Annotated in this window: 19 protein-coding genes and 1 other annotated feature; of the genes, 6 read left to right on the forward strand and 13 right to left on the reverse strand. The window is 29.3% G+C overall.

Annotated features, from left to right (window positions below; translation table 11 throughout):
• Positions 1-82 precede the first annotated feature (82 nt).
• From Q0V24_RS00005 to Q0V24_RS00020, 4 genes are all read right to left on the reverse strand, one after another.
• On the reverse strand, positions 83-1,294 hold the full coding sequence (locus Q0V24_RS00005; RefSeq protein WP_297517283.1) for a DUF6688 family protein: 1,212 nt from the start codon (positions 1,292-1,294) through the stop codon (positions 83-85).
• Positions 1,295-1,441: 147 nt separating this feature from the next.
• Positions 1,442-2,080, reverse strand: a complete 639-nt coding sequence (locus tag Q0V24_RS00010; protein ID WP_297517284.1) for a hemolysin III family protein — start codon at positions 2,078-2,080, stop codon at positions 1,442-1,444.
• Between the two features lie 95 nt (positions 2,081-2,175).
• Positions 2,176-3,465 (reverse strand): folylpolyglutamate synthase/dihydrofolate synthase family protein, encoded by a 1,290-nt coding sequence (locus Q0V24_RS00015; protein WP_297517286.1) that lies wholly within the window; start codon positions 3,463-3,465, stop codon positions 2,176-2,178.
• Between the two features lie 19 nt (positions 3,466-3,484).
• Complete coding sequence (locus Q0V24_RS00020) at positions 3,485-6,127, reverse strand: valine--tRNA ligase (RefSeq protein WP_297517870.1); 2,643 nt, start codon at positions 6,125-6,127, stop codon at positions 3,485-3,487.
• Between the two features lie 101 nt (positions 6,128-6,228).
• Positions 6,229-6,444, reverse strand: a binding site (T-box leader).
• A gap of 178 nt (positions 6,445-6,622) precedes the next feature.
• Here Q0V24_RS00020 and Q0V24_RS00025 point away from each other — a divergent pair.
• Complete coding sequence (locus tag Q0V24_RS00025; protein ID WP_297517288.1) at positions 6,623-6,982, forward strand: tetratricopeptide repeat protein; 360 nt, start codon at positions 6,623-6,625, stop codon at positions 6,980-6,982.
• A 53-nt stretch (positions 6,983-7,035) separates the two neighbouring features.
• Here the strand turns inward: Q0V24_RS00025 and Q0V24_RS00030 are convergent, their stop codons facing one another.
• From Q0V24_RS00030 to Q0V24_RS00040, 3 genes are read right to left on the reverse strand one after another with little or no spacing between them, the layout of a single operon-like run.
• Positions 7,036-8,145 carry a transglutaminase family protein gene (locus tag Q0V24_RS00030; protein ID WP_297517290.1) on the reverse strand — a complete coding sequence of 370 codons (1,110 nt, stop codon included), beginning with the start codon at positions 8,143-8,145 and terminating at the stop codon, positions 7,036-7,038.
• Complete coding sequence (gene recX, locus Q0V24_RS00035; protein WP_297517292.1) at positions 8,135-8,791, reverse strand: recombination regulator RecX; 657 nt, start codon at positions 8,789-8,791, stop codon at positions 8,135-8,137. The genes Q0V24_RS00030 and recX overlap by 11 nt, the downstream gene beginning before the upstream one ends.
• Before the next feature lie 4 nt (positions 8,792-8,795).
• Positions 8,796-10,040, reverse strand: a complete 1,245-nt coding sequence (locus tag Q0V24_RS00040; RefSeq protein ID WP_297517873.1) for a pitrilysin family protein — start codon at positions 10,038-10,040, stop codon at positions 8,796-8,798.
• Positions 10,041-10,162: 122 nt separating this feature from the next.
• Between Q0V24_RS00040 and Q0V24_RS00045 the strand changes: the two genes are divergently transcribed.
• Both Q0V24_RS00045 and Q0V24_RS00050 read left to right on the forward strand, forming a co-directional pair.
• Positions 10,163-10,864 carry a response regulator transcription factor gene (locus Q0V24_RS00045; RefSeq protein WP_297517294.1) on the forward strand — a complete coding sequence of 234 codons (702 nt, stop codon included), beginning with the start codon at positions 10,163-10,165 and terminating at the stop codon, positions 10,862-10,864.
• Complete coding sequence (locus Q0V24_RS00050; RefSeq protein WP_297517296.1) at positions 10,824-12,377, forward strand: HAMP domain-containing sensor histidine kinase; 1,554 nt, start codon at positions 10,824-10,826, stop codon at positions 12,375-12,377. Before Q0V24_RS00045 ends, Q0V24_RS00050 begins: the two co-directional genes overlap by 41 nt.
• Before the next feature lie 47 nt (positions 12,378-12,424).
• Here Q0V24_RS00050 and Q0V24_RS00055 read toward each other — a convergent pair whose 3' ends face one another.
• Positions 12,425-13,216, reverse strand: a complete 792-nt coding sequence (locus Q0V24_RS00055) for a LysR family transcriptional regulator (protein WP_297517298.1) — start codon at positions 13,214-13,216, stop codon at positions 12,425-12,427.
• A 128-nt stretch (positions 13,217-13,344) separates the two neighbouring features.
• On the opposite strand from Q0V24_RS00055, the gene Q0V24_RS00060 reads away from it, so the two are divergent.
• Complete coding sequence (locus Q0V24_RS00060; RefSeq protein WP_297517300.1) at positions 13,345-13,860, forward strand: DUF4865 family protein; 516 nt, start codon at positions 13,345-13,347, stop codon at positions 13,858-13,860.
• A 305-nt stretch (positions 13,861-14,165) separates the two neighbouring features.
• Here Q0V24_RS00060 and Q0V24_RS00065 read toward each other — a convergent pair whose 3' ends face one another.
• The 4 genes from Q0V24_RS00065 to Q0V24_RS00080 form a co-directional block, all read right to left on the reverse strand.
• Entirely contained in the window at positions 14,166-16,202 is a 2,037-nt protein-coding gene (locus Q0V24_RS00065; RefSeq protein ID WP_297517302.1) for a sodium-translocating pyrophosphatase, read from the reverse strand.
• Between the two features lie 181 nt (positions 16,203-16,383).
• The gene (locus Q0V24_RS00070; protein ID WP_297517304.1) at positions 16,384-17,190 is read right to left on the reverse strand and encodes a DUF262 domain-containing protein; all 807 of its coding nucleotides are present in this window, start codon (positions 17,188-17,190) and stop codon (positions 16,384-16,386) included.
• A gap of 90 nt (positions 17,191-17,280) precedes the next feature.
• Complete coding sequence (locus Q0V24_RS00075) at positions 17,281-17,424, reverse strand: hypothetical protein (RefSeq protein ID WP_297517306.1); 144 nt, start codon at positions 17,422-17,424, stop codon at positions 17,281-17,283.
• 128 nt (positions 17,425-17,552) lie between these two features.
• The gene (locus tag Q0V24_RS00080; RefSeq protein ID WP_297517308.1) at positions 17,553-18,377 is read right to left on the reverse strand and encodes a MerR family transcriptional regulator; all 825 of its coding nucleotides are present in this window, start codon (positions 18,375-18,377) and stop codon (positions 17,553-17,555) included.
• Positions 18,378-18,465: 88 nt separating this feature from the next.
• Between Q0V24_RS00080 and Q0V24_RS00085 the strand changes: the two genes are divergently transcribed.
• Positions 18,466-19,812 (forward strand): MATE family efflux transporter, encoded by a 1,347-nt coding sequence (locus Q0V24_RS00085; RefSeq protein ID WP_297517310.1) that lies wholly within the window; start codon positions 18,466-18,468, stop codon positions 19,810-19,812.
• A 34-nt stretch (positions 19,813-19,846) separates the two neighbouring features.
• Here Q0V24_RS00085 and Q0V24_RS00090 read toward each other — a convergent pair whose 3' ends face one another.
• A complete protein-coding gene (locus Q0V24_RS00090; protein WP_297517876.1) occupies positions 19,847-21,412 on the reverse strand; it encodes a ClC family H(+)/Cl(-) exchange transporter in 1,566 nt (521 codons plus the stop codon).
• 409 nt (positions 21,413-21,821) lie between these two features.
• Between Q0V24_RS00090 and Q0V24_RS00095 the strand changes: the two genes are divergently transcribed.
• Positions 21,822-22,778 carry an L-lactate dehydrogenase gene (locus tag Q0V24_RS00095; RefSeq protein WP_297517312.1) on the forward strand — a complete coding sequence of 319 codons (957 nt, stop codon included), beginning with the start codon at positions 21,822-21,824 and terminating at the stop codon, positions 22,776-22,778.
• The last annotated feature ends 6 nt before the right edge of the window (positions 22,779-22,784 follow it).

A 22,784-nucleotide genomic window follows, 5' to 3' on the forward strand; every position in this document is an offset into this window, starting at 1 on the left:
TGAAAAAGGTACATTTCTATATTTTAGAAATGTACCTTTTGTCTACAATCTGAGACAGACTCAATAATGAGTCTGTCTTTTCTTATTTGTATTCTAACTTTCTTCCCTCTCTAAGTTCACTATATTGTATATTAATTCTATTCTCAGGATTTTTATCTATACAATATAAAACAACTAAAAACATCCACTCTAAAGGTTTCATTACTATATATGTTATATCTGCTGAAAACTTAGTATTTATCTTCTTACTTAAAGGATATCCATACTTATCATAAATATATCTAATAAATTTATGAGTTTTAGGAGTATACTCTTCTAGGATATTTTCAAACGCATTTGCAACTAAAAGCTGTCTATTAACAAGTATTCTTTTATTACTTCTAAGTCCACTTCTAAGTGGCTTTACAAGATTTTTATGCCCCCTTGCAGAAACTGTACAAAGATAATGCGAATCTTGATATATAATTATAGGATCTGGTGCTGGAACCATAGAATATGTATAATTACTTGTATCTAAAAACATTTTTATAAAAGTATCTGGTGATTGTCCAAATAATACTAAAATTAATTGAATTACAAACATTACAGGGAATGCTAAAATAAATATAAATAAAGGTTTTGTATGAATTTTAATAAATAGTATATATATTTTATTAAAAATTACATTTTTATACTGTTTATTCTCTTCTTCTAACTCTTCTTTTTTTCTTTTCATCCCACTCGCCATAACTGTAAAATACATAAAAAAAAGTCCTATAAGTTCATATGCTGGAAATAAAAATACTCCTAAGTTATTACTACTCGCTCCAATTAATTGAGTAATAACAACTACTCCTAAAATAATATTTATCATAAGCATTATATTTGCTAGTACATATGGAATAGGTGCTAAATCTTCACTGTAAAATGATAGTATCCCAGCACATGCTAATCCTAGAACAAATATAAATGCATATATATATGATGATGTTTCTGACATTATTTTATATGAGGTGAAAATATTCAAATCATTTTGATAAAATGTTTGCTGCACCCCTGCACTTGTAGAATAACTATTAAATATAAACAAAGTTAAACTCCCTAAAACAGTCAATACTACAAATACAAACCTCTGTTTTAAAATATTATTTTCATTTTTTATTTTTTTGGCTTCTATTTCATTTTTTTTCCGACTTTTATCTTTATCAACTTTAAGTGTATTTATAAATGTAATTATCCAAAATATTGGTGCAATTAAAGCAAATATTATTGCTACAAAAAGTACCATTATAAATACAATACCTATTAACTCCATAACTCTCTTTCCTCCAAAGTCTATCTAATTAATCTTTTCTTATAATACCACCTCTTTTATATTTTTTCAACATTTTTTTATTGAAAAACAATAAATAACTCTCAAAAAAGAGAGGTAATTACTACCTCCCTCTTTAAATATCAATTATTATATTATTTTTAGTATAGCAAAATATTGAAAAATACTTCCTGCCATAACAAATATATGCCATATTGAATGATTAAATCGCCACTGATCTTTTGCAAAGAAGAAACATCCTGAAGTATATGCAACTCCACCTAAAACAAGTAATATAAGCGTTGTGCTATCTACTCCACTTACAATGCCCTTAACATCAACTACAATAAGCCATCCCATTAGAATATAAAGAATTGTAGAAGCTTTTGAGAATTTCTCCATACAAACAGCTTTAAAAACAACTCCAAGTATAGCAATTGCCCAAACTCCACCAAGCATATACCAGCCAAGTCCATCTCTTAAAACAACTAAAGTAATTGGTGTATATGACCCTGCTATAAGCAAAAATATAGATGAGTGGTCTATAATTCTAAATACTTTTTTAGCTTTCTGCCCTGGTATGCTATGATATAAAGTTGATCCTAAATAAAGTAAAATAAGTGTAGCACCATATATACTAACACTAGTTATTTTATAAGGATCCCCTGTTAGTGATGCCATCACTATAAGAACTACAGTACCTGCTATAGCAAGTAAAAGGCCAACTCCATGTGTTATTGCATTAGCAATTTCTTCACCTAGACTATAAAAATTTAAATCATTTCCCATAATAAATCTCCTTATAAAATATCATAAATCAAATATATAAAAATAATATCATAATATAATTAAAACTATATTACGATATTTTAAATTATTTTATTTTAAGAGTTTCTTATTACTTTTCTCATATCACCAATCATATAAAGTGAACCACAAATAAGTATTAAATCATCATTATTTGCTATTTCTAAAGCCCTTTTATATGCGTCTTTATAATCAAGTATTTTTTCATATGGTTTATCTAAGTTTTCTAGGCACTCACCCATTTCATCAATATTCTTTGCCCTATCATTATGAGGCTCTGTAAGTATTACAGTTTTTGATATTGATGATATATCTGATACCATTTTTTCTACTTCTTTATCACCAAGTATTCCAAGTACTAAAACTATATTTTTATAATTAAAATATGTCTTTACTGAATTTTTCAAACTTCTAATTCCATCAAGATTATGAGCACCATCAATAACTACTAATGGCTCATTTCTCATAACTTCCATTCTTCCAATCCACTTTGTTTTTGAAATACCAGCTTTTATAGTATCATCTTTTATAGGTTTTATAATTTTGGAAAACTTATCTATAACATTTAAAGCAACAAGAGTGTTTTTAACTTGGTGCTCCCCTAAAAGACCATGTTCTACTATTATATCCCTATTATTTAGATTAAATTCTATAAGTTGTGTATTGCTCTCTTTATTAGCTTTGACACTTTTTATAGAATCTAAACTTGCCTTAGTAAGTTCTACTTTTTTCAACTTACAAGTATCTTCTACAACTTTCATTGCATCTTCCACTTGTGGATATGATATTACAGGTGAATTTTTGATTATCCCACACTTTTCTCCTGCAATTTCAGTAATTGTATTTCCAAGAATATTCATATGGTCATGACTTATCGATGCAATTACACTGATTAAAGGATTTATAACATTTGTAGCATCAAGTCTTCCACCAAGACCTACCTCTAATACTACAAAATCTGTTTTTTCTCTTGAAAAATATAAAAACATAAGTGCTGTTATAATTTCAAACTGTGTTGGATTATCAAATCCTCTTTTTACAACTTCATCAATTGCTTCTTTTATTTCTGTTACAAGTTTTGCTAACTTCTCTTTTGGTATATTGACCCCATTTATTTGTATTCTTTCTTCAAATTCTTCTAAATAAGGAGAGGTATACATTCCAATAGTATACCCCTCCTCTTTTAGGATAGAAGTTATCATAGCTGTTGTTGAACCTTTTCCATTCGTACCAGCAATATGAATACATTTTAAATTTTTCTCGGGATTGCCTAGAAGCGAGAGCATAGTCTCTACTCTTTCTAGACCAAAATTCATACCAAATCGTGAAGTGCTTGCTATATACTCCATAGCCTCATCATACTTCATGATTTACCCCTCCTATAAATTAATTTAAAGCTTCTATTCTTTCAAGAACTGCTAAAAGCATTTCTTTATATTTATCACCTTTAGCTTTTTCTTCTGCAACTACCGCCTCTGGTGCTTTGCTTACAAATCTTTCATTAGAAAGTTTCTTCTCAACTCTTGTGATTTCACCTTCTAATTTCTTCTTCTCATTTCCAAGTCTTTCAAGCTCTGCGTCTTTATCAACTAAATCAAGAAGCGGTAAGAATAACTCTCCACCTTTAACAACTACTGAAACTAAATTTTTATCTAAGTTTTCTTTGTTATCAAGGAATTCAACTTCTGATGCAGAAGCAAGTTTCTCAAGGTAAGCTGCTCCATTTGTGAAAGCATCCTTAGCCTCTTGTGAAGCATAAGCATATAACTTAGCCTTTCTTGATGGTGGTACATTCATACCAGCTCTTAAGTTTCTAAGTGACTTAATAGCTTCCATTACAAATTCCATATCTTTTTCAGCCTTAGCATCTAACATAGCATCATCACATACAGGCCATTCTGATATTGTGATTGACTCTGACTCTGTGCTAAGGTGAGTGTATATTTCTTCTGTTATAAATGGCATTACTGGGTGTAATAATTTAAGCCCTGCATTTAAAACAGTATAAAGAACATTAAATACTCTTCCCTTATCAGCTTCGTTATCGCTATATAAAACTGGTTTAACAAGTTCTATATAATAATCACAGAACTCTGTCCATAAGAAATCATGAACTTTTTGAAGTGCTATTCCAAGCTCATATTTTTCCATATTTTCTGTAACTTCTTTAACTACACTATTCATTCTTGATAATATCCATTTATCAGCTAAGCTATAATCTTTATTATCTTTATATTTATCCATTAAATCTCTATCAAGGTTCATCATAACAAATCTTGAAGCATTCCACATTTTGTTAGCAAAGTTTCTTGCCGCTTCAACTTTCCCTGGAATATATCTTATATCATTTCCTGGGGCATTTCCTGTAACAAGCATGAATCTTAATGCATCAGCACCATACTCTTCTATAACTTCAAGTGGGTCAACTCCATTACCAAGAGATTTACTCATTTTCTTACCATTTTCATCTCTTATAATACCGTGAATTAATACTGTATCAAATGGTGCTTTACCTGTACACTCAAGTCCTGAGAATATCATTCTAGCAACCCAGAAGAATATAATATCATATCCTGTAACAAGTGTAGCTGTTGGATAGAAGAAATCTAAATCTTCTGTCTTATCAGGCCATCCAAGTGTTGAGAAAGGCCATAAAGCTGAACTGAACCATGTATCAAGTACATCACTTTCTTGCTCTAATTTTTCTGACTTACAATGATCGCAGCATTTTGGAGTTTCTGTTGCAACAGTTATTCCATTACAATCTTTACAATACCATACTGGAATTCTGTGTCCCCACCATAATTGTCTTGAAATACACCAATCTTGGATATTTTCCATCCAGTTGAAGTATGTCTTTTCAAATCTTTCTGGTACAAACTTAGTTTCTTTTTCTCTAACTGCTTTTATAGCTGGCTGTGCAAGTGTCTCCATTTTTACATACCATTGCTTTGATATAATTGGCTCAACTACAACTCCACATCTATCATGTGTCCCAACATTGTGAGTATGAGGCTTAACTTTAACTAAAAGACCTAATGCATCTAAATCAGCAACCATAGCCTTTCTAGCTTCATATCTTTCAAGACCTTGATATTTTCCACCAAGTTCATTTATAACACCAGCATCATCCATAATTCTGATTATTGGAAGATTGTGTCTTTGACCTACTGCAAAGTCATTAGGGTCGTGAGCTGGAGTTATTTTAACAGCCCCTGTACCAAACTCTGCATCAACATAATCATCTGCAACTACTGGAATTTCTTTATCTGTTAAAGGTAATTTAAGCATTTTTCCAACAAGGTGCTTATATCTTGAATCTTCTGGGTTTACAGCAACTGCTGTATCTCCAAGTAAAGTTTCAGGTCTTGTTGTAGCTATTTCTAAGAATTCATCTGATCCAACTACTGGATATTTGATATGCCAGAAACTCCCTTCTTGCTCTTCATGCTCTATTTCAGCATCTGATAAAGCTGTTTGACACTTTGGACACCAGTTAGTTATTCTATTTCCTTGGTATATAAGATCTTTCTTATAAAGTCTTACAAATACTTCTCTAACAGCCTTACTTACATTTTCATCCATTGTAAAAGTTTCTCTTGTATAGTCTGCAGAACATCCAAGTTTTTGAACTTGTCCTCTGATAGTAGCTTTATACTCTTCAGCCCACTCCCAAACTTTTTCAAGGAAAGCTTCTCTTCCCATTTCTTTTTTATAAAGACCTTGCTTTATAAGTTCATTCTCAACTTTAACTTCAGTCGCTATACTAGCATGGTCCTCTCCTGGAAGCCATAAAGTTTCAAATCCTTGCATTCTCTTAAATCTTATAAGCATATCTTGAAGTGTATTATCAAGTGCATGACCTAAGTGAAGTCTTCCTGTAATATTTGGTGGTGGCATGATTATTGTATAAGGCTTTTTAGTTTTATCTGCCTTTGGTGTAAAATATTTTTTCTCCATCCATGTATCATAAAGTCTTTGTTCAAATTCTTTTGGATCGTATGTAGTTGATATATTTTGCTTATCTATATTATCCATAAAAAATCCTCCTCTTCCTGCTATTATCTAATCTATTTTATTCATAATTTTTCTAAATACCCATAAAAAAGTAAAAAAAATACCCTCATCCATAAAAGGACGAAAGTTCGCGGTACCACCTTTTTTCCTTGCTATCACTAGCAAAGCACTCTAAATTAACGACAGAATTGCCGTCTTTGACTACTTACGTTCACCAAAGAAACTAAAAAGCTACCTTCAAGATATCAAATATAAAAAACCTTTCAGCCGGCGGGTTTCTCTCTCTAAATATTCTTCCTATCCTTACTCCTCTTTCTCAATGTTTTATAAATATTTAATTATATATTCTATGATACTATTTTAGAAACTAAAATGTCAATAAATTTTGAACTAAAAATTAAAAAGGAATAAAATCCCTTGCTTAACATATTATTTTATAGTGTGAGTATATTTTCTAAAAAACAGGTCAATAATATAATTGTTAATCATTTATACAGGAGGTTTAAAATGAATTATTTTTCAAAGGCTAACGAATTTTACAACACTCAAGACTATTCAGTTGCTTTAGACTTTTATAACAAAGCTATTGAAAGTAACCAATATGAAGCACATTCGTATTATAATGCTGGTGTTTGTTATATAAAATTAAAAAATTTTGATGAAGCAATCAAAATGATAACAGCAGCTCTTAGTTACTGTAAAGAATCTAAATATTTCTTTAATCTAGCATATTGCTATTCAATGAAAAAAGATAATCAAAAAGCTTTAAGATTTTTCAATCTTGCATGGGCTCTTGATCATAACGATAAAGATTGTGAGAAGGCAATCAAACTTATAGGTAAAAAACTTAATAAAACTAGACCATAAAAAAGACTATATATAGAATTTAAATCTATATATAGTCTTTATTTTTTATTTAACTACCATGCACCAATAACTTTATCATCTCTATGTGTACTAGCAAAATCTGTTGTTGCAAAATAATCTCCTGTACTTGCAAAAGTAGTATCTACTGGAATCCACTTCTTCTCACTTGGTATATATACCTCATTCCAAGCATGCGGTCCCCATGATGAGCCTGTATATCCCTCACCAGATATAATCCTAACTCTAAGACCTACATCAATCGCCATAGCTGCATATAAACTAGCATAGTCAAAACAAACTCCTTGTCTTGTATTAAATGCTTCTATCGCTCCTGAAGTAACGCCTTTACCTTTATCTCTTGTAATCTCCTCTGCCTTTGCATCATCATACTGAATATTATTTCCAACCCAGTTGTACAATGTTCTTGCTTTCTCTAAATCAGTACTATCTGATTTAGTAAGTTCAATTGCTTTAGTTTTTATTGCAGTATCACTTTTTATTGCCTCATCTAATGTTACACCATTATAATAAATAATAGTTTCTTCACTCACATTTGCCTCTGGTTTTGCAAACTCATAATCATGGAATGGATTTGCCTCACTACTTACCTGAACACTTTTTGCATTTTCTATTACTTTTGCAATAAATGTTGATTCACCCTTTATTGGCATAATTCCTCTAACAATTAAAAGCGTAAATATACTAGCAGCTATAAGACAATAAGCTATTCCTGTTGGTATATTAAATAATATACCTGAAAGCCCTGCTCGCTTACCATTCTTCATAAACTTCTTATGCTCTAAGTTATTTAAGTTTTTTACTAAAATAGTCTTTTTAAATATCCCTAAAAATATATTTAAAATTAAATATATGATATAAGTTGATATTCCATAAACAGCTACTGTCAGTATATATGCTGTAAAAGATGGCGATAGCATATCAATATTTATATATGATATAAGAATTGATATACCCTTATCTACAATAGAACTACTTTGTATAATATAATACGTAATGACTGCTCCTATGTAGGCTAGTATAACCCTTACTCCAAATAAAAAATCTGAAAGTAAAGCTTGTTTACTAAACTTTTTAACACTAGCACCTATAAGAGTTATCAAAAATATAATTACTAGTAGTATATCTAAATAACTAGCTCTCATAATATTCCTCCTCAAATTCATCATTTGTTACTTTCTTTACAACCCTTGAAACTAAATCAAATCCATATCCTTTACCAACTAGAAACCTATAAAGTTTTTGGGATAACTTATATTTATCTGATTCACTTTTTTTCAAAGTATCATATCTTCTTTTTGCAAGCTTTATTGCTATGTCCATTTCAATTTCTTCATCACTATTCTCTAAGAGTGCCTCTTTTATAATTGAGTCATCAATCCCTTTTCTTATAAGAGAATATTTGATTTTATTCTTACCCTCTGTTTTAAGCCTATCTCTTATATACATACCCGCATAATTTTTATCATCTATATAACCATATTCTTTTAAAAATTCTAAAGAAGAAGTTGCTACTTCCTCTTCATAGCCTTTTTCAATTAGCTTATTGTATACTTCCTTTTCTGACTTATAACTTCTCTCTATAATTCTAAGAGCTGTACTTTTGCACTTTTTAAACTCATCTCCTATAACTATCTCTTTTATTTTAGCAAGGTCAATTTGCATTCCTGCTTTTAGTTTTTCTTTATATACAAACTCTGCATCACATGCAAATGTAAATTCTCCATCTACATACACATTGACTCTTTCTTTATTTCTCTTTTGTACTTCAATATCTGTTATTTTACTCATAAATTTATTCCTCTGATTTTAAAATGTGAATTGTAGGATCTTTAAGATATTTATTAGCAACTCTTGTTATATCATCTTTTTTAAGCTTTTCAAGTTTTTCCATATCAACCCTAAAATCATCAATTTTAAGATTTTCTAAACTTTGATTTATAACATAACTACAAAGTTCCGCTGAATCTTCTAATGTTGATAAAACTGCTGTTTTATGAATTTTTTTCATAAGACCAAGCATATCATCATCAATCTTTAGAACTTCATTCCTAACATCTTCTATGACATCTTCAATCGCTTCTAAACTTTCATCTAGTGATTCTTCACCAACAGCTATAAAAATATTCATAAGTCTTATATTTTTACTTAAATCAATACATGTATAAACATCATAAGCAAGTCCTCTTTTTTCTCTAAGTTCTCTAAATAAAATTGAGTTAGAACTTTCTCCAAATTTATGATTTAGTATTTTTAATGGCATCTCATCTTCATCTACCATTTCATCTAGTGAATATAAATAAGTTATAGTATTCTGTTCTATTTGTTTTTTATAACTTGTAAATATACCAGCATTATTTTTTTCACTTACAAGTTCTATTTTCTTTGCACATTTACCTTCCCAGTTTTTAAAAGTATTATTTATAAACTCAAAACTCTCATCATGTCCAAGTGAACTTACTATTACAAATGTTGCATTATCAGGAGTATAATATTTTTTGTAATACTCTAATAACTGCTCTTTAGTAAAACTTTCTACAGCTTTTTCTGTCCCTAACACATCATACTGAAGCGCTGAGTTTGTAAATGCAAATTCATTAAGTCTTCTAAAACTTAAATCTTCCACACTATCCTTACTACTTCTTATTTCAGCAAGAACAACACCTTTTTCTCTTTTAATTTCTCTTTTATCAAACTTAGAATTCATAACCATATCAGCTAAAAGTTCAGTTGCATTTTTAATCTCCTCACTAAGGCAACTAGCACTATAAACTGTTGCAAGATTATCTGTATAAGCATTATAATCTCCACCTAAAAATTCAAGTTCATTATTTAATTTCTCGTTATTTCTAGTCTTTGTTCCTTTAAACATCATATGTTCTAAGAAATGTGAAATTCCTTTTTCAGTTTCATTTTCATAAAGTGAACCTATATTAAACCCTATATTAATAGCCGCAATATTAGTGTTTCTCTTTATTGTAATTACCTTTAATCCATTATCTAGTGTGTATATTTTATTGTCAAAATTCCATTTATCCATTAAATTCTCCATATTTTCTCCATTTTATTTTCTCTATTTACTATATTTCTTACTATATTCTAATTTTCATTGTATAATATTAGATAGGATAAACGCAATATAATTTTGGGGTGATTTTTTAAATGAACAAAAATATACTAATAGTTGAAGATGAACTTAGAATTAGAATTCTTCTAAGAGATTATTTTAGAAAAGATGGTTTTGCCATCATTGAAGCTAGTGATGGTGAAGAGGCTTTAAAGTGTTTTTCAGAAAACAATATAGACTTAGTTATCCTAGATATAATGATGCCAAAGGTTAATGGCTTTGAAGTTTGTAAAACTATTCGTTCTGTCTCAAACATACCAATAATACTACTTACAGCAAGAGAAGAAGAAGAAGATAAACTTCATGGCTATGATTTAGGTGCTGATGACTATGTTACAAAACCATTTAGTCCAAAAGTTTTAGTAGCTAAAGTAAAGGCACTACTAAAAAGAACTGCATCAGATACTATAAACAAAAACTTATCAAATTTTGATGGACTTAAAATAAATAAGTTATCACATGAGGTAACACTAGATGGCAATGAACTATCATTATCTCCAAAAGAATACGATTTACTCCTTTATTTAACATCTAATAAAGGTATCGCACTCTCTAGAGATAAGATACTTGATAATGTTTGGGGCTATGATTACTTTGGTGACATAAGAACTGTTGACACAAATATAAAACGACTTCGTGAAAAGTTATTACATAAATCTTCATACATCACAACAGTAAGAGGAAGTGGATATAAATTTGAAGTTAAAGAATCTAAAGAAATTAAAGATGAAATCTAATTTTGCAGAAAAATTTATAATGAAAAATAGTATTTCAAAAAAATTAATTCTGATTATCTTTACCCTTATTGCATCGCTTGTTATAGGGTTTATGATTTTTCAGAGTTTTTTCTTTCAAATGTATTATACAGACAAAAAAAGTGAGGATTTACAAAACTCACTTTTAAAATTTAGAACAATGTATCAATATAAAGCTGCTACAAACCCATCAGAACTTAATTCAGCTATGGCACTATTCGATGTAGAAAATACTGCTAAAATAGCTATTTACTCTACTGATGGAAAACTTAGATATATCGTAGGTGAAAAAAGCAATCCCAGCCTAGAGGGCACTTTAAATAGTATATTTAATAAATTATATTATGATAAAAGATATACTAATCAACTTTTAGAATCAAATAAAATAATAACAACACTTGTATCTGGTGACTCTAGTGATAAACATATCGTTTCAATGGCACCATTCTCACTCTATCATCAAAATGATTCTGTGCTAATAGCCATATCACCACTTAGACCAATTCAAGAAGCAAGTGTAATAATGAATGATTTTTATAAAACAATTTTCTTTGCACTTATTTTTATTTGTTTACTACTAGCTTATGTTTTTTCAAACCTTATATCTAAGCCACTACTTAAATTAAACCAAACTGCAAAAAAAATGAGTAATATGGATTTTACCGAAAAATGTGAAATTAAAAGAAATGATGAAATTGGAAATCTTGCTAGTACACTTAACTTTTTATCCTCTAATCTTTCAAGTGCCCTTGATGATTTGCAAGTCAAAAATAAATCACTTGAAAAAGAAATAGAGCGTGAACGTAAAGTTGAAAAGTTTAGAAAAGACTTTATAGCAGGTGTATCACATGAACTTAAAACCCCTATCGGGATAATTTCTGGATATGCTGAAGGTCTAAAAGATGGGGTTGTAGATGATGACTCTCGTGATGTTTATCTTGATGTCATCATAGATGAAGCTAATAAAATGAATAAACTTGTTTTAGATATGCTTAATCTTACAAAACTTGAATCTGGAAAAACTGAACTTGTTATAAGTAACTTCTCACTAAAAGAACTTACTCAAACAATTATTTCTAAGCATACAGCAGGTCTAGAAGAAAAAGGATTTACTCTAAATCTTGATATATCTCCTACTGATAATTTTTATGCAGTTGGTGATTCATTTAAAATAGAACAAGTTATAACTAACTTTGTAACTAATGCTATAAAATATAGCCCAAATAATGAATCAATTAATATAAGTATCAGAAGAAGAAAAAATCAAATATTCTTCTATATTGAAAATACAGGTACATTCCTTGATGAAACCACTCATCAAAAAATTTGGACACAATTCTATCGCGTGGATAACTCTAGAAATAGAGATGGTGGTAGTACAGGTCTTGGACTTTCAATTGCTAAAAACATATTAGAACTACACCATAGTTCATTTGGTTCAAAGAATACTGAGAAAGGTGTTATATTCTACTTTTCACTTGAAGTAGAAGCGTAACCCCAAAAAGGGATAGGACTGCTAAAAAGAGTAGTTCTATCCCTTTTTCAAATAAGTTCAAGATTGAATTTATTTGAATTGTTTAAAAGTTTGTACACATGAATTTTTATAATATTAAAATCATTTACAATATTAACTACTTCAATATTATAATTGCAATCAATTATTTTTTTAGGCAAGATTGCAATTGCTTCATTTGTTTCAATCATTCCTATAAGAATATCCATTGTGTCTACTTCTATAATGCGCATATCATTGAGTTTGTTGTTTTTAATATATTTAAAAGTTTCTATTCTATATGGACACTCTTTATCACGACTTACAATAATTTTATTTTCATCAAAATTTAATTTATTCATTTTAGATTTAACCCAACAAATTGACTCTAAAATTGCATCTCCCTCTTCTAATTCTATATCAAATAATTCTCTATTCACAATTAAAAAATCTATTGTACTGTCTTTAAGTAATTTTATTAATCCATTTATAGATTTAGTAAACAATAAAATATCTTCTCTTAAATAATATTTATTCAAATAATTTTTTAATATAGTTTGTGTCGCCCCTATTCGAATTCTCTCTTTATCCACTAAAAATTTTTTTTGCATATTTGCACTAATGCTTAAAATTTCTTTTGCATAAAATAAAAGAGATTCTCCATCCTCAGTTAATTTCATCCCCTTATTACTTCTTACAAATAATTTTTTTTCTAATTCCACTTCTAATCTTGTTATTCTTTTACTTATATTTGACTGTACATATCCTAATTTAGTTGCAGCTTTTGATGTAGATTTTAACTTAGCTACTTCATAAAATATTTTTATATCGTTAATTTCCATTAGCTCTCCTTTTTTTATAATTGCTATTCCAAATAGGAATAGCAATTATGATTTATAACCATTATACAACTCTGTACCATGCTTGTATAATCAAGTTATAACTAAAACGTAAAAAGGAAGTGCTTACTATGAATGCAATGCAATATAAAATAACCTTACCAAATGATTATGATATGAACCTACTCAGAAAAAGAGTTCATCAAAACGGAAAGAAAACTGATGGATTTACTGATTTGCTTATGAAAGCCTATTTAATAATAGATACCCCTTATAAAAAAGAATATGCCCCTTTTTATATTTGGAACAATCAAGTTGGAATGAATAAATTTATTTTCGAAGGCTTTTATGACAATATATTAAATTCATTTGGTTGGCAGCAGATAAATATCGCAATTCCAATACATTTAGATTTATCTAATAATATTAAAGAATCTAAGTATATGTTGGAAATTAAACATGATATTTATGAAACAACTAATATGTCTTATCCAAATTTTTCAAAAAAAGATGACAATTCCCTTGGAAAAATTTTAGTTTATAATCCAGACAAATGGAAATGGGTTGAATTTTACTTTTATAAAGAGATTCCTTTAAATAAGGATACTTCAAATTCAATATATGAAATACTTCATATATCAATGTAATCAGAAATCAAATCAATATACAGTAAGGGCTATAACTATGCCTTTCATTAAAATACACTATACTGATAGTTTAACTAACACCGATACTAAAGTAACTAGTAATTGCTTACATGAATCTCTTAAAATAAATTTTAATATCCCATCCAATGATATCTTTTATTTATTTCAAATTTATAAACCTGAAAACTTTACTCATTCAACCTATCTTCGATAATAAAAACAATCTAACTATTACGCTAAATAAACCTAAAAAAAGACTGTATCACTCTAGAAATTTACTTTCTTTGTGATACAGTCTCTATTATTTATAAAAATAATTTACCTATTATATTACCATACTCTAAAATTACACTAGCAAAAACTACTGATACAATAGTCATAAGTTTTATAAGTATATTCATAGCTGGCCCTGAAGTATCTTTGAATGGGTCCCCTACAGTATCACCTACTACGGCAGCTTTATGGGCATCACTACCCTTTCCGCCATGTTCACCACCTTCTATATACTTTTTAGCATTATCCCAAGCACCACCTGCATTAGACATAAATATAGCAAGTAAAACTCCTGTTCCAACACATCCAGCAATAGTTCCTGCAAGTGCTTCAACGCCAAACAAGAAACCTACTGATAGAGGAATTACTATCGCAAGTATACCTGGAAGTATCATCTCTTTTAAAGCTGCCTCAGTTGAAATTTCAACACATCTTTCATAATCTGGTCTTTCAGTTCCTTCCATGATACCTTTCTTCTCTCTGAACTGTCTTCTAACCTCTTCTACCATTTGCATAGCTGCTTTTCCTACTGCTTCCATAGTTAATGCTCCAAATAAAAAAGGAACCATACACCCTATTAGAAGCCCTACAAGTGTCATAGGATTAAGTAAGTTAATAGTATCTATATTTACAGCCTGTGCATATGAAGCAAAGAGAGCAAGGGCTGTAAGGGCTGCTGACCCTATAGCAAAACCTTTGCCAATCGCAGCAGTTGTATTTCCTACTGAATCAAGTTTATCTGTAATTTCTCTTACATCTTCATCAAGACCTGCCATTTCTGCAATTCCACCTGCATTATCTGCTATTGGCCCATAAGCATCAACAGAAATTATTGTCCCAGAAGTTGCAAGCATCCCAACAGCTGATAAAGCTATTCCATAAAGCCCCATACTAGAATCTTGCATTCCTCCCATGCTTATATAAGAAATTAAAATCCCAGCTCCAATAACAAGAATAGGTGCAACTGTTGATTTCATACCAACTGCAAGACCTTGAATAAGATTAGTAGCTGCACCAGTTTCTGATTTATCCGCAATTGCTTTTACTGACTTATAATCAGATGAAGTATAAATCTCTGTAATTTTACCTATTATAGTTCCAACTATAAGCCCAACTATAACTGAAATAAAAGGTTTCATGCTTGAAAGTAATAAATTACTTAAAAATCCTGCAAAAACAATAGTTATAAGAACTGCTATATACATACCATTATTAAGTGCTTTTTGTGGGTCATCATTTTTAGAAAACTTTACATAAAAAATTCCAATTATAGATGCAATAATTCCAGATGCTGCAATTAATATAGGAAAAAGCATTGCATTATCAAAACCTGATTTTGCACTAACTGCAAGCCCAAGGGTGATTGCTGATATTATAGAACTAACATATGACTCAAACAAATCAGCTCCCATCCCTGCTATATCGCCAACATTATCACCAACATTATCTGCTATAACCGCAGGGTTTCTTGGGTCATCCTCTGGAATTCCAACTTCAATTTTTCCAACAAGGTCTGCCCCAACATCCGCTGCTTTAGTATAAATACCACCACCAACTCTAGCAAAAAGAGCAATAGATGATGCACCAAGTCCAAAACCTGTTATATTCTCAACACCAATTTTATCAAGCCCAAAAGTCATTGCAAGAATTGCAAGTCCAAGAATTCCAAGACCAACAACACAAAGACCCATTACAGCCCCACCAGAAAATGCTACAGATAAAGCTTCTTTTTGCCCTTTTGTAGCTCCCTGAGTTGTTCTAACATTGGCCTTAACACCAATTTTCATACCAGCATAACCTGCTAAAAGTGAAAACCCTGCACCTAAAATAAAACTAAGTGATGTTTTCCAACTTAAAAATATAGCAATTAAAACAGCAACAATTACTATAAATACTCGTAGATACTTAAATTCTCTACTTAGAAAAGCCATTGCCCCCTCTGCTATACTATCTGAAATTTCTTTCATTTTTTCATTTCCAGCATCTTTTTTAGAAACCTCTTTTGCAATAAAAAATGCTAAAAGTAGTGTTACAAGAGCGATAGCTATTACAATGATTAACTCGTTCATAAATAATTATTCCTCCAGTTTATTTCATCCCTAAAGTATATTCATCTAATCCCCTTTTTATTAGCAAAATCCACAATTTTTGATTTTATTTTATATATAATGTCAAAATCCTTAACATAAAATAAATTTAACAATAAAAAAGCTACAATAGACTTTTAAAATCTATTGTAGCCTCTTCAACTTATGTTAAAGCTTTAATTAAACTTTCTTTACTAAAGATAGAACCTATTGAATTATATCTTGTTACAATATCGCATATATCCTCATTATTATAAAGTCCTGCATTCTCCACATCATCAAGAACTGCATAACAAATGCTATCTTGTATTGTGAAACAATTAATTAACTCATCAAGATTATCATCAATTACATTTCTAACTTCTTGCGTAAACTCTTCACCAACATCTTCTTGAATTTTTGAAATTACATTTCTTCTGTTAACATTATTTTTTTGATCTGAATTAATAACATCTTTAACCTTAATCCAATAATCAGATTTTTCATTTTCTCTCATAAATTTAAAGTTATATTTTAATCCTTTTTCGTTTGTTTCATCTCCACTTAAAACATTAAAATATAATTCTTTCCCATTGTAACTTCCATTTAAAGCTATAAATAAACCTTGTAGTCTTTGTTGCCCATCTAATACTAATAATTTTTGATTCTCAGTAATTGATTCTGGATTGCTATTTATATTAACACCCTCACTATACGTATTTACAAACCTTCTATAATTAATTGTTTTCTTTGTTTTTAAAACAAGAAAAACACCTATAGGGTATTCTCTCATAATACTATCAGCAAATTTTTCTATTTGCTCCTCTCTCCAAATAAATTCCTTTTGAACATTCGGAAGCCAAAAACCACCTTGCTCAATAGGGTTATTGAAGTATGTTATAACCTTTTTAATTGATATACTATTATATCCCATATACTCATCTCCCTTCCATTTCTTTATATATATAATTCTATGTATTAATATAGCCATATTATTCTGTTTTTAGACACAAAAAAGATTTAACTTTATAATAAAAGTTAAATCTTTAATTGAATTACCTATTTTTTTCAATCTTAACTATTACAAAAACCTATTCTTTGTATTATTGAATTGTTCTTCAAAGGTATTCTTATTATCTATGTTTTGTTTTAACTGATTGCTATCACCCTTTATAAACTCACCTAAATTACTAAACTTACTTTTTTTGTTTTTATTTTTAGCCATAATATATACCTCCTCTTTTTTAACAGCTATTGTCTACAAATATTTATCTTATAAAAAAAATAAATACTATTAGCTTGTTACTAATAGTATCTTCCATATCTATAAATATTATAAGAGGTATTTGCTTCCTAAATTTCCTCTACTTCTATTTGAAGTTCTGTAATAAATTCTTTTAAGTCACCGGTTTCATGTATATCAACTTTATAAATCTCTATTGGTTCTGATTTTATCTTAAAATTATTTTCTTCAATGTAATCAAACATTTCCTTTAGAATTTTCTTTTTCTTTGAATATTCTCCCTTATATGTATAAGAAATATATAGCCCCTCATTAAAACTCATATTGCTATAATCAATATCCTCTATATCTTCTTCACCTAAAAAACAAAATACTGATTTATAAAAATCATACTCTCCTACTTTAAGCTTGTCTAATGAAAACATAGCTCCTATATTATTATTGCCAAGCATATTAAATCTTCCCTCAAATTTTTTATGAAGTTTTTTTATAAGAAAATCAGTTTCTTCATCTCTTTTAATTTGTCCATTTAAAATTATAGATTTTCTCTCTTTTATATTTTTCACCTTAATTTCATTGCAAATAACAACCTCAAAATCTTCTTCTATCACAGAAAGCCTTTTCTCAACTTCCTCTTTTTTCTTTTTAAACTCTTCAATTTTTCTATCTAAAATATTAATTTCTTCATTTAATAATTCTTTTGTACTTTTAAGAGTTCTATTATCAATATACTCCTTGATTCTTTTCATAGAAAAATTAAGTTCTCTAAGTTCTTTTACAAGGTTTAATCTCCATATATCATTGATACTATAAAGTCTATATGAATTCTCATCTCTTATAGGATTTAATATCCCAAGTTTTTCATAATACATAAGTGAATCTTTCCCTATATTATATATTTTTGATATTTCTCCAATCTTATAATATTCCTTCACTATAACATCTCTCCCTAAAAAGTTTTAATTTCACATTGACCCTAGTATTATACCATAGTTTAATATAAGTATATAAGGAAGTGGTAAAATGGACTCGGCTAGCAGGAAAGTCTTAAAAAAGAAATTTATTAATTATCTTATTCCATCAGTTTGTGCAATGTGGGTTTTTTCCCTTTATACAATAGTTGATGGTATCTTTGTTGGAAGATATGTTGGTGCAAATGCTCTTGCAGCAGTAAATATATCTATGCCTTTTATAAACTTTATATTTGCACTATCTATACTATTTTCAATTGGTGCATCAACTATCATATCTATTTATCTTGGAGAAAAAAAACATAAAAAGGCAAATTCAATATTTACACTTGGGTTTGTTATTCTTCTTATTTTAGCTGCACTCATATTTTTAATAATATATTTTAACACAGAAAAATTAGCTGTATTTTTAGGTGCTGATACATCTACTATAGGCTATGTTGTGAAGTACCTTAAAACAATAGTTTTCTTTAATGGTTGTTTTATGATAGCTTACTATTTAGAAGTTTTATGCAAAACAGATGGTTCACCTTACCTATCAATAATAGGCGTTGCAAGTGCTGCTGTTACAAATATTTTGCTAGATTATATCTTTGTAGCAAAGCTACATATGGGCGTTGAGGGTGCTGCCTTTGCAACTGGTTTATCTCAATTATTATCAGGACTTATATTCCTTAGCTACTTTTTAAGTAAGCGTTCTAATTTAAAACTAGAAACTTTTAAAATTGATTTTAAAGAACTTAAAAGAATAATTTTAATAGGATTTCCTGATTCAATTACAGAACTTGCAACAGGTATTGTAATCTTATTATTTAATAAATTTATTTTAAAAAACATAGGTGAGGATGGACTTATAGCTTATAGTATTATTAGCTATGTAAATTCTCTTGTTATAACCTCAATGGTAGGTATAACTCAAGGTATGCAGCCACTTATAAGTTTTTATTATGGACAAAAATCCTTTAAATCAATTAAATATATATTTAAATTAACTATTATATCAATAGCGTCAATGGGTATACTAGCATTCTCAATCTCTATGCTATTTACTAGTGATATTGTATCTCTATTCCTAGATAAATCAGCATCAATTTATTTAAATAATCTTTCAATAACTGCACTTAGAATATATTCTATTTGTTTCCTACTACTTGGATTCAATATAGTTATATCAGGTTTCTTTGCTGCTATTGAAAAGCCATTTTATGCAACATTAATTTCATTATCACGAGGACTTGTGATAGTTGTAGCAGTCTTATTCTTATTTACTACCCTATTTGGAAGTACAGGAATTTGGATAACAACAACTATATCTGAGAGTTTATGTCTTATAATATCTATCCTCGCATTAAAAAAAATATATAAAGAGACTAATTTATTAGAAAAAAAGATAGCCTAGAATCAATTGATTCTAGGCTATCTTTTTTTTAATCCTATTCTACCTCATCTTTTATATATCTATTAGCAATAGATATATGTTCTAATATCTCAAACATTTCAGCTTCTCTAGTTTCACTAGCCATAACAACAAGATAATCTCCTGCAATTACTTTAGTATAACCTCTTGGAATAATTTCCTTATCGCCTCTTTTAATAGAAACTAAAAGACAACAATCTGGGAAATTTATATCCTTTACAAGCTTTCCTTCTATTTCTGAGCCAATTTCAACAACACTTTCTATTAAAGTTTTGTTGCTAGAAACAATATCTCCTTTTTTATACCCGATTTTCTCAAGCAATCTATCAAGAAGTGTTTCATATATTGGTTCCATTTTAAGAAGATCTGAAACTGTATATGAAACTATTACCACTATTGAAAGTGCCAATAAATGTTCAAATGAACCAGTCATCTCCATTATAAGTACCATTCCAGTTATTGGTGCTTTTACTATAGATGCAAAATTACCTGCCATTGCAAGAATAATAAAGTTAAGTATAAATATACTTGGAAGGCCAAGCGAATGACAAATTATTATTCCAAATATATCCCCAATTACTCCACCTAAAACTAAAAGTGGGAAGAAAATCCCCCCTGGTATCCCAGAACCAAAACAAATTATTGTAAATAAAAACTTTATAACAAGAAGTATGCATAGCATCATAAGTGAGTATCCCCCTGTTGGAAGACTCATTATAAGTCCATGTCCTCCACCAAGAAGTATTGGTAATGTTACTGCTATTATTCCTGTTAATATGAATGGTATTATCACCTTAGCTTCTACTGGTAATTTAGTTTTTCCATATAAATTTTGAGCTACAACTATTCCTTTTGAAAAAATAGCTCCACCAACTCCAATAATTAGACCAAGTAAAATTAAAGTCCAATAATATTTTAATGGTAAAGTTTGCATTTGCACTCCAAAATCTAATGCAAGACCAGCATGTAAAACCTGTCTTAATACAAAATCAGCTGTTAATGATGCTGTCATTGCTGATATTAAAACTATAGGTGAAAAATTCTTATGTACTTCCTCTAGTGCAAAAATAACTCCAGATAAAGGAGCATTAAAAGCTGAACTAAGTCCTGCTGATGCACCTGCTGTAATTAAAAATTTTTGTTCTATGTTAATTCTTTTTAGTAACTTACCAAATCCTTGACCAATAGATGCTCCCATCTGAACAGAAGGGCCCTCTTTACCTACCGACAATCCAGAACCAAGTACTAATATTCCTCCTAGAAATTTGTAAATTAAAACTTTAAACCAACTTATTTTTAAATTTCTGCTAAGTATCCCCTCAACTTGTGGAATACCACTTCCAGCTATCATTGGTTCTCTCTTAACCATTTTACCAACTATAAAGCCACCAATTATAAGTAGTGTAAATACAATAATAAGCCCCACATAGTCATGTCTTGCCCATGCATATAAATCTTTAAATTTAGCAAATAACAAGTCAACTAATACTCTATTTAAAACCATAATAACACCTGCTATAAGTCCAACTAAAGCACCTTCAATGATAAGTTTAGATTTAAGGTTTTTCCTATTATTAAGCATATGCTTAATTTGTCCACTCTCCAACTTTTCACCTCTCCCCATTTATAATATTTATTTTTTTATATTTAATGTCGATTCTATTATATTACTTATTTTTTATACAAACAAAGTTAATTTACCTCATATTCTGTAATTTTTAGCTTCTTTAAGAGTTTAATCTTACTTACCTTAGTAATTCCCATTTTCTTATATTTTATAATTTGGAAACATTTGTTAGCATAATTGTTAACAAACTTTGAATTGTCGAAAATCCATTGATTATGTCGTTTCTATAGTATATAATGAGCTTATAAAAATAATTGTTAACATAAAAGCTCTATACTTTGTAGTTTTTATAACAATTTATTCATATTTGATAGTACATAATTTACTATACATAACTTAAGAAAAGATTTTAGGAGTGATTTTAATGTTAAACAGAAAAACAAATAAAATTTCTATAGTTGGAGCTGGATTTGTGGGATCAGCATCAGCTTATGCACTAATGATACAGTCATTAGCATCAGAAATAGTAATAGTTGATATAAATAAAGAAAAAGCTGAAGGTGAAGCAATGGACCTTGCTCATGGAGCATCTTTTGTTAAATCAGTAGCAGTAACTGCTGGAGATTATATTGATACAGCTCATTCAGATATCGTTGTTATAACTGCTGGAGTTGGTCAAAAGCCAGGTGAAACAAGACTTGACTTAATCAACAAAAACGTCGCAGTATTCAACCAAATAATACCTGAAATAGTTAAATATAGCCCAAATGCTATATTACTAGTTGTTTCAAACCCAGTTGATATTTTAACACATATTGCATATAAAATATCAGGATTCCCAAAGAACAGAGTTATCGGTTCAGGAACTGTTCTTGATACATCAAGACTTAAATATATGTTAGGTGAGCATTTTGATATCGCACCTCAAAATATAAATACATATATTATAGGTGAGCACGGAGATTCAGAAATCGTTGCTTGGAGTTTAACAGATGTTGCTGGAATGCCAGTGGACAAGTACTGTGAAGAAGTTTGTGGTAAATGTGATGCTACTATGAGATTAGAAATCCCTGAAAAAGTTAAAAATGCTGCTTATGAAATTATAAACAGAAAAGGATATACAAACTACGCTATCGGATTATCAGTAGCTAGAATAGTTGAAGCTATCTTAAGAGATGAAAATTCAATCCTTCCATTATCTTCATTATTTGAAGGTCAATATGGAATTGATGGAGTTCACTTAGCTGTTCCTACTATAGTAAACAGAAGTGGAGCTAAAAAAGTTCTTGAAATGCCTTTAAGTGAATTAGAGCAAACAAGACTTAAAGAATCAGCTGACTTATTAAAAGAACACATAGCTAGTTCAAACTTAATAAAATAATTCACA

It is taken from the genome of uncultured Clostridium sp., assembly GCF_947039605.1.
Taxonomy (GTDB): Bacteria; Bacillota; Clostridia; order Clostridiales; family Clostridiaceae; genus Sarcina.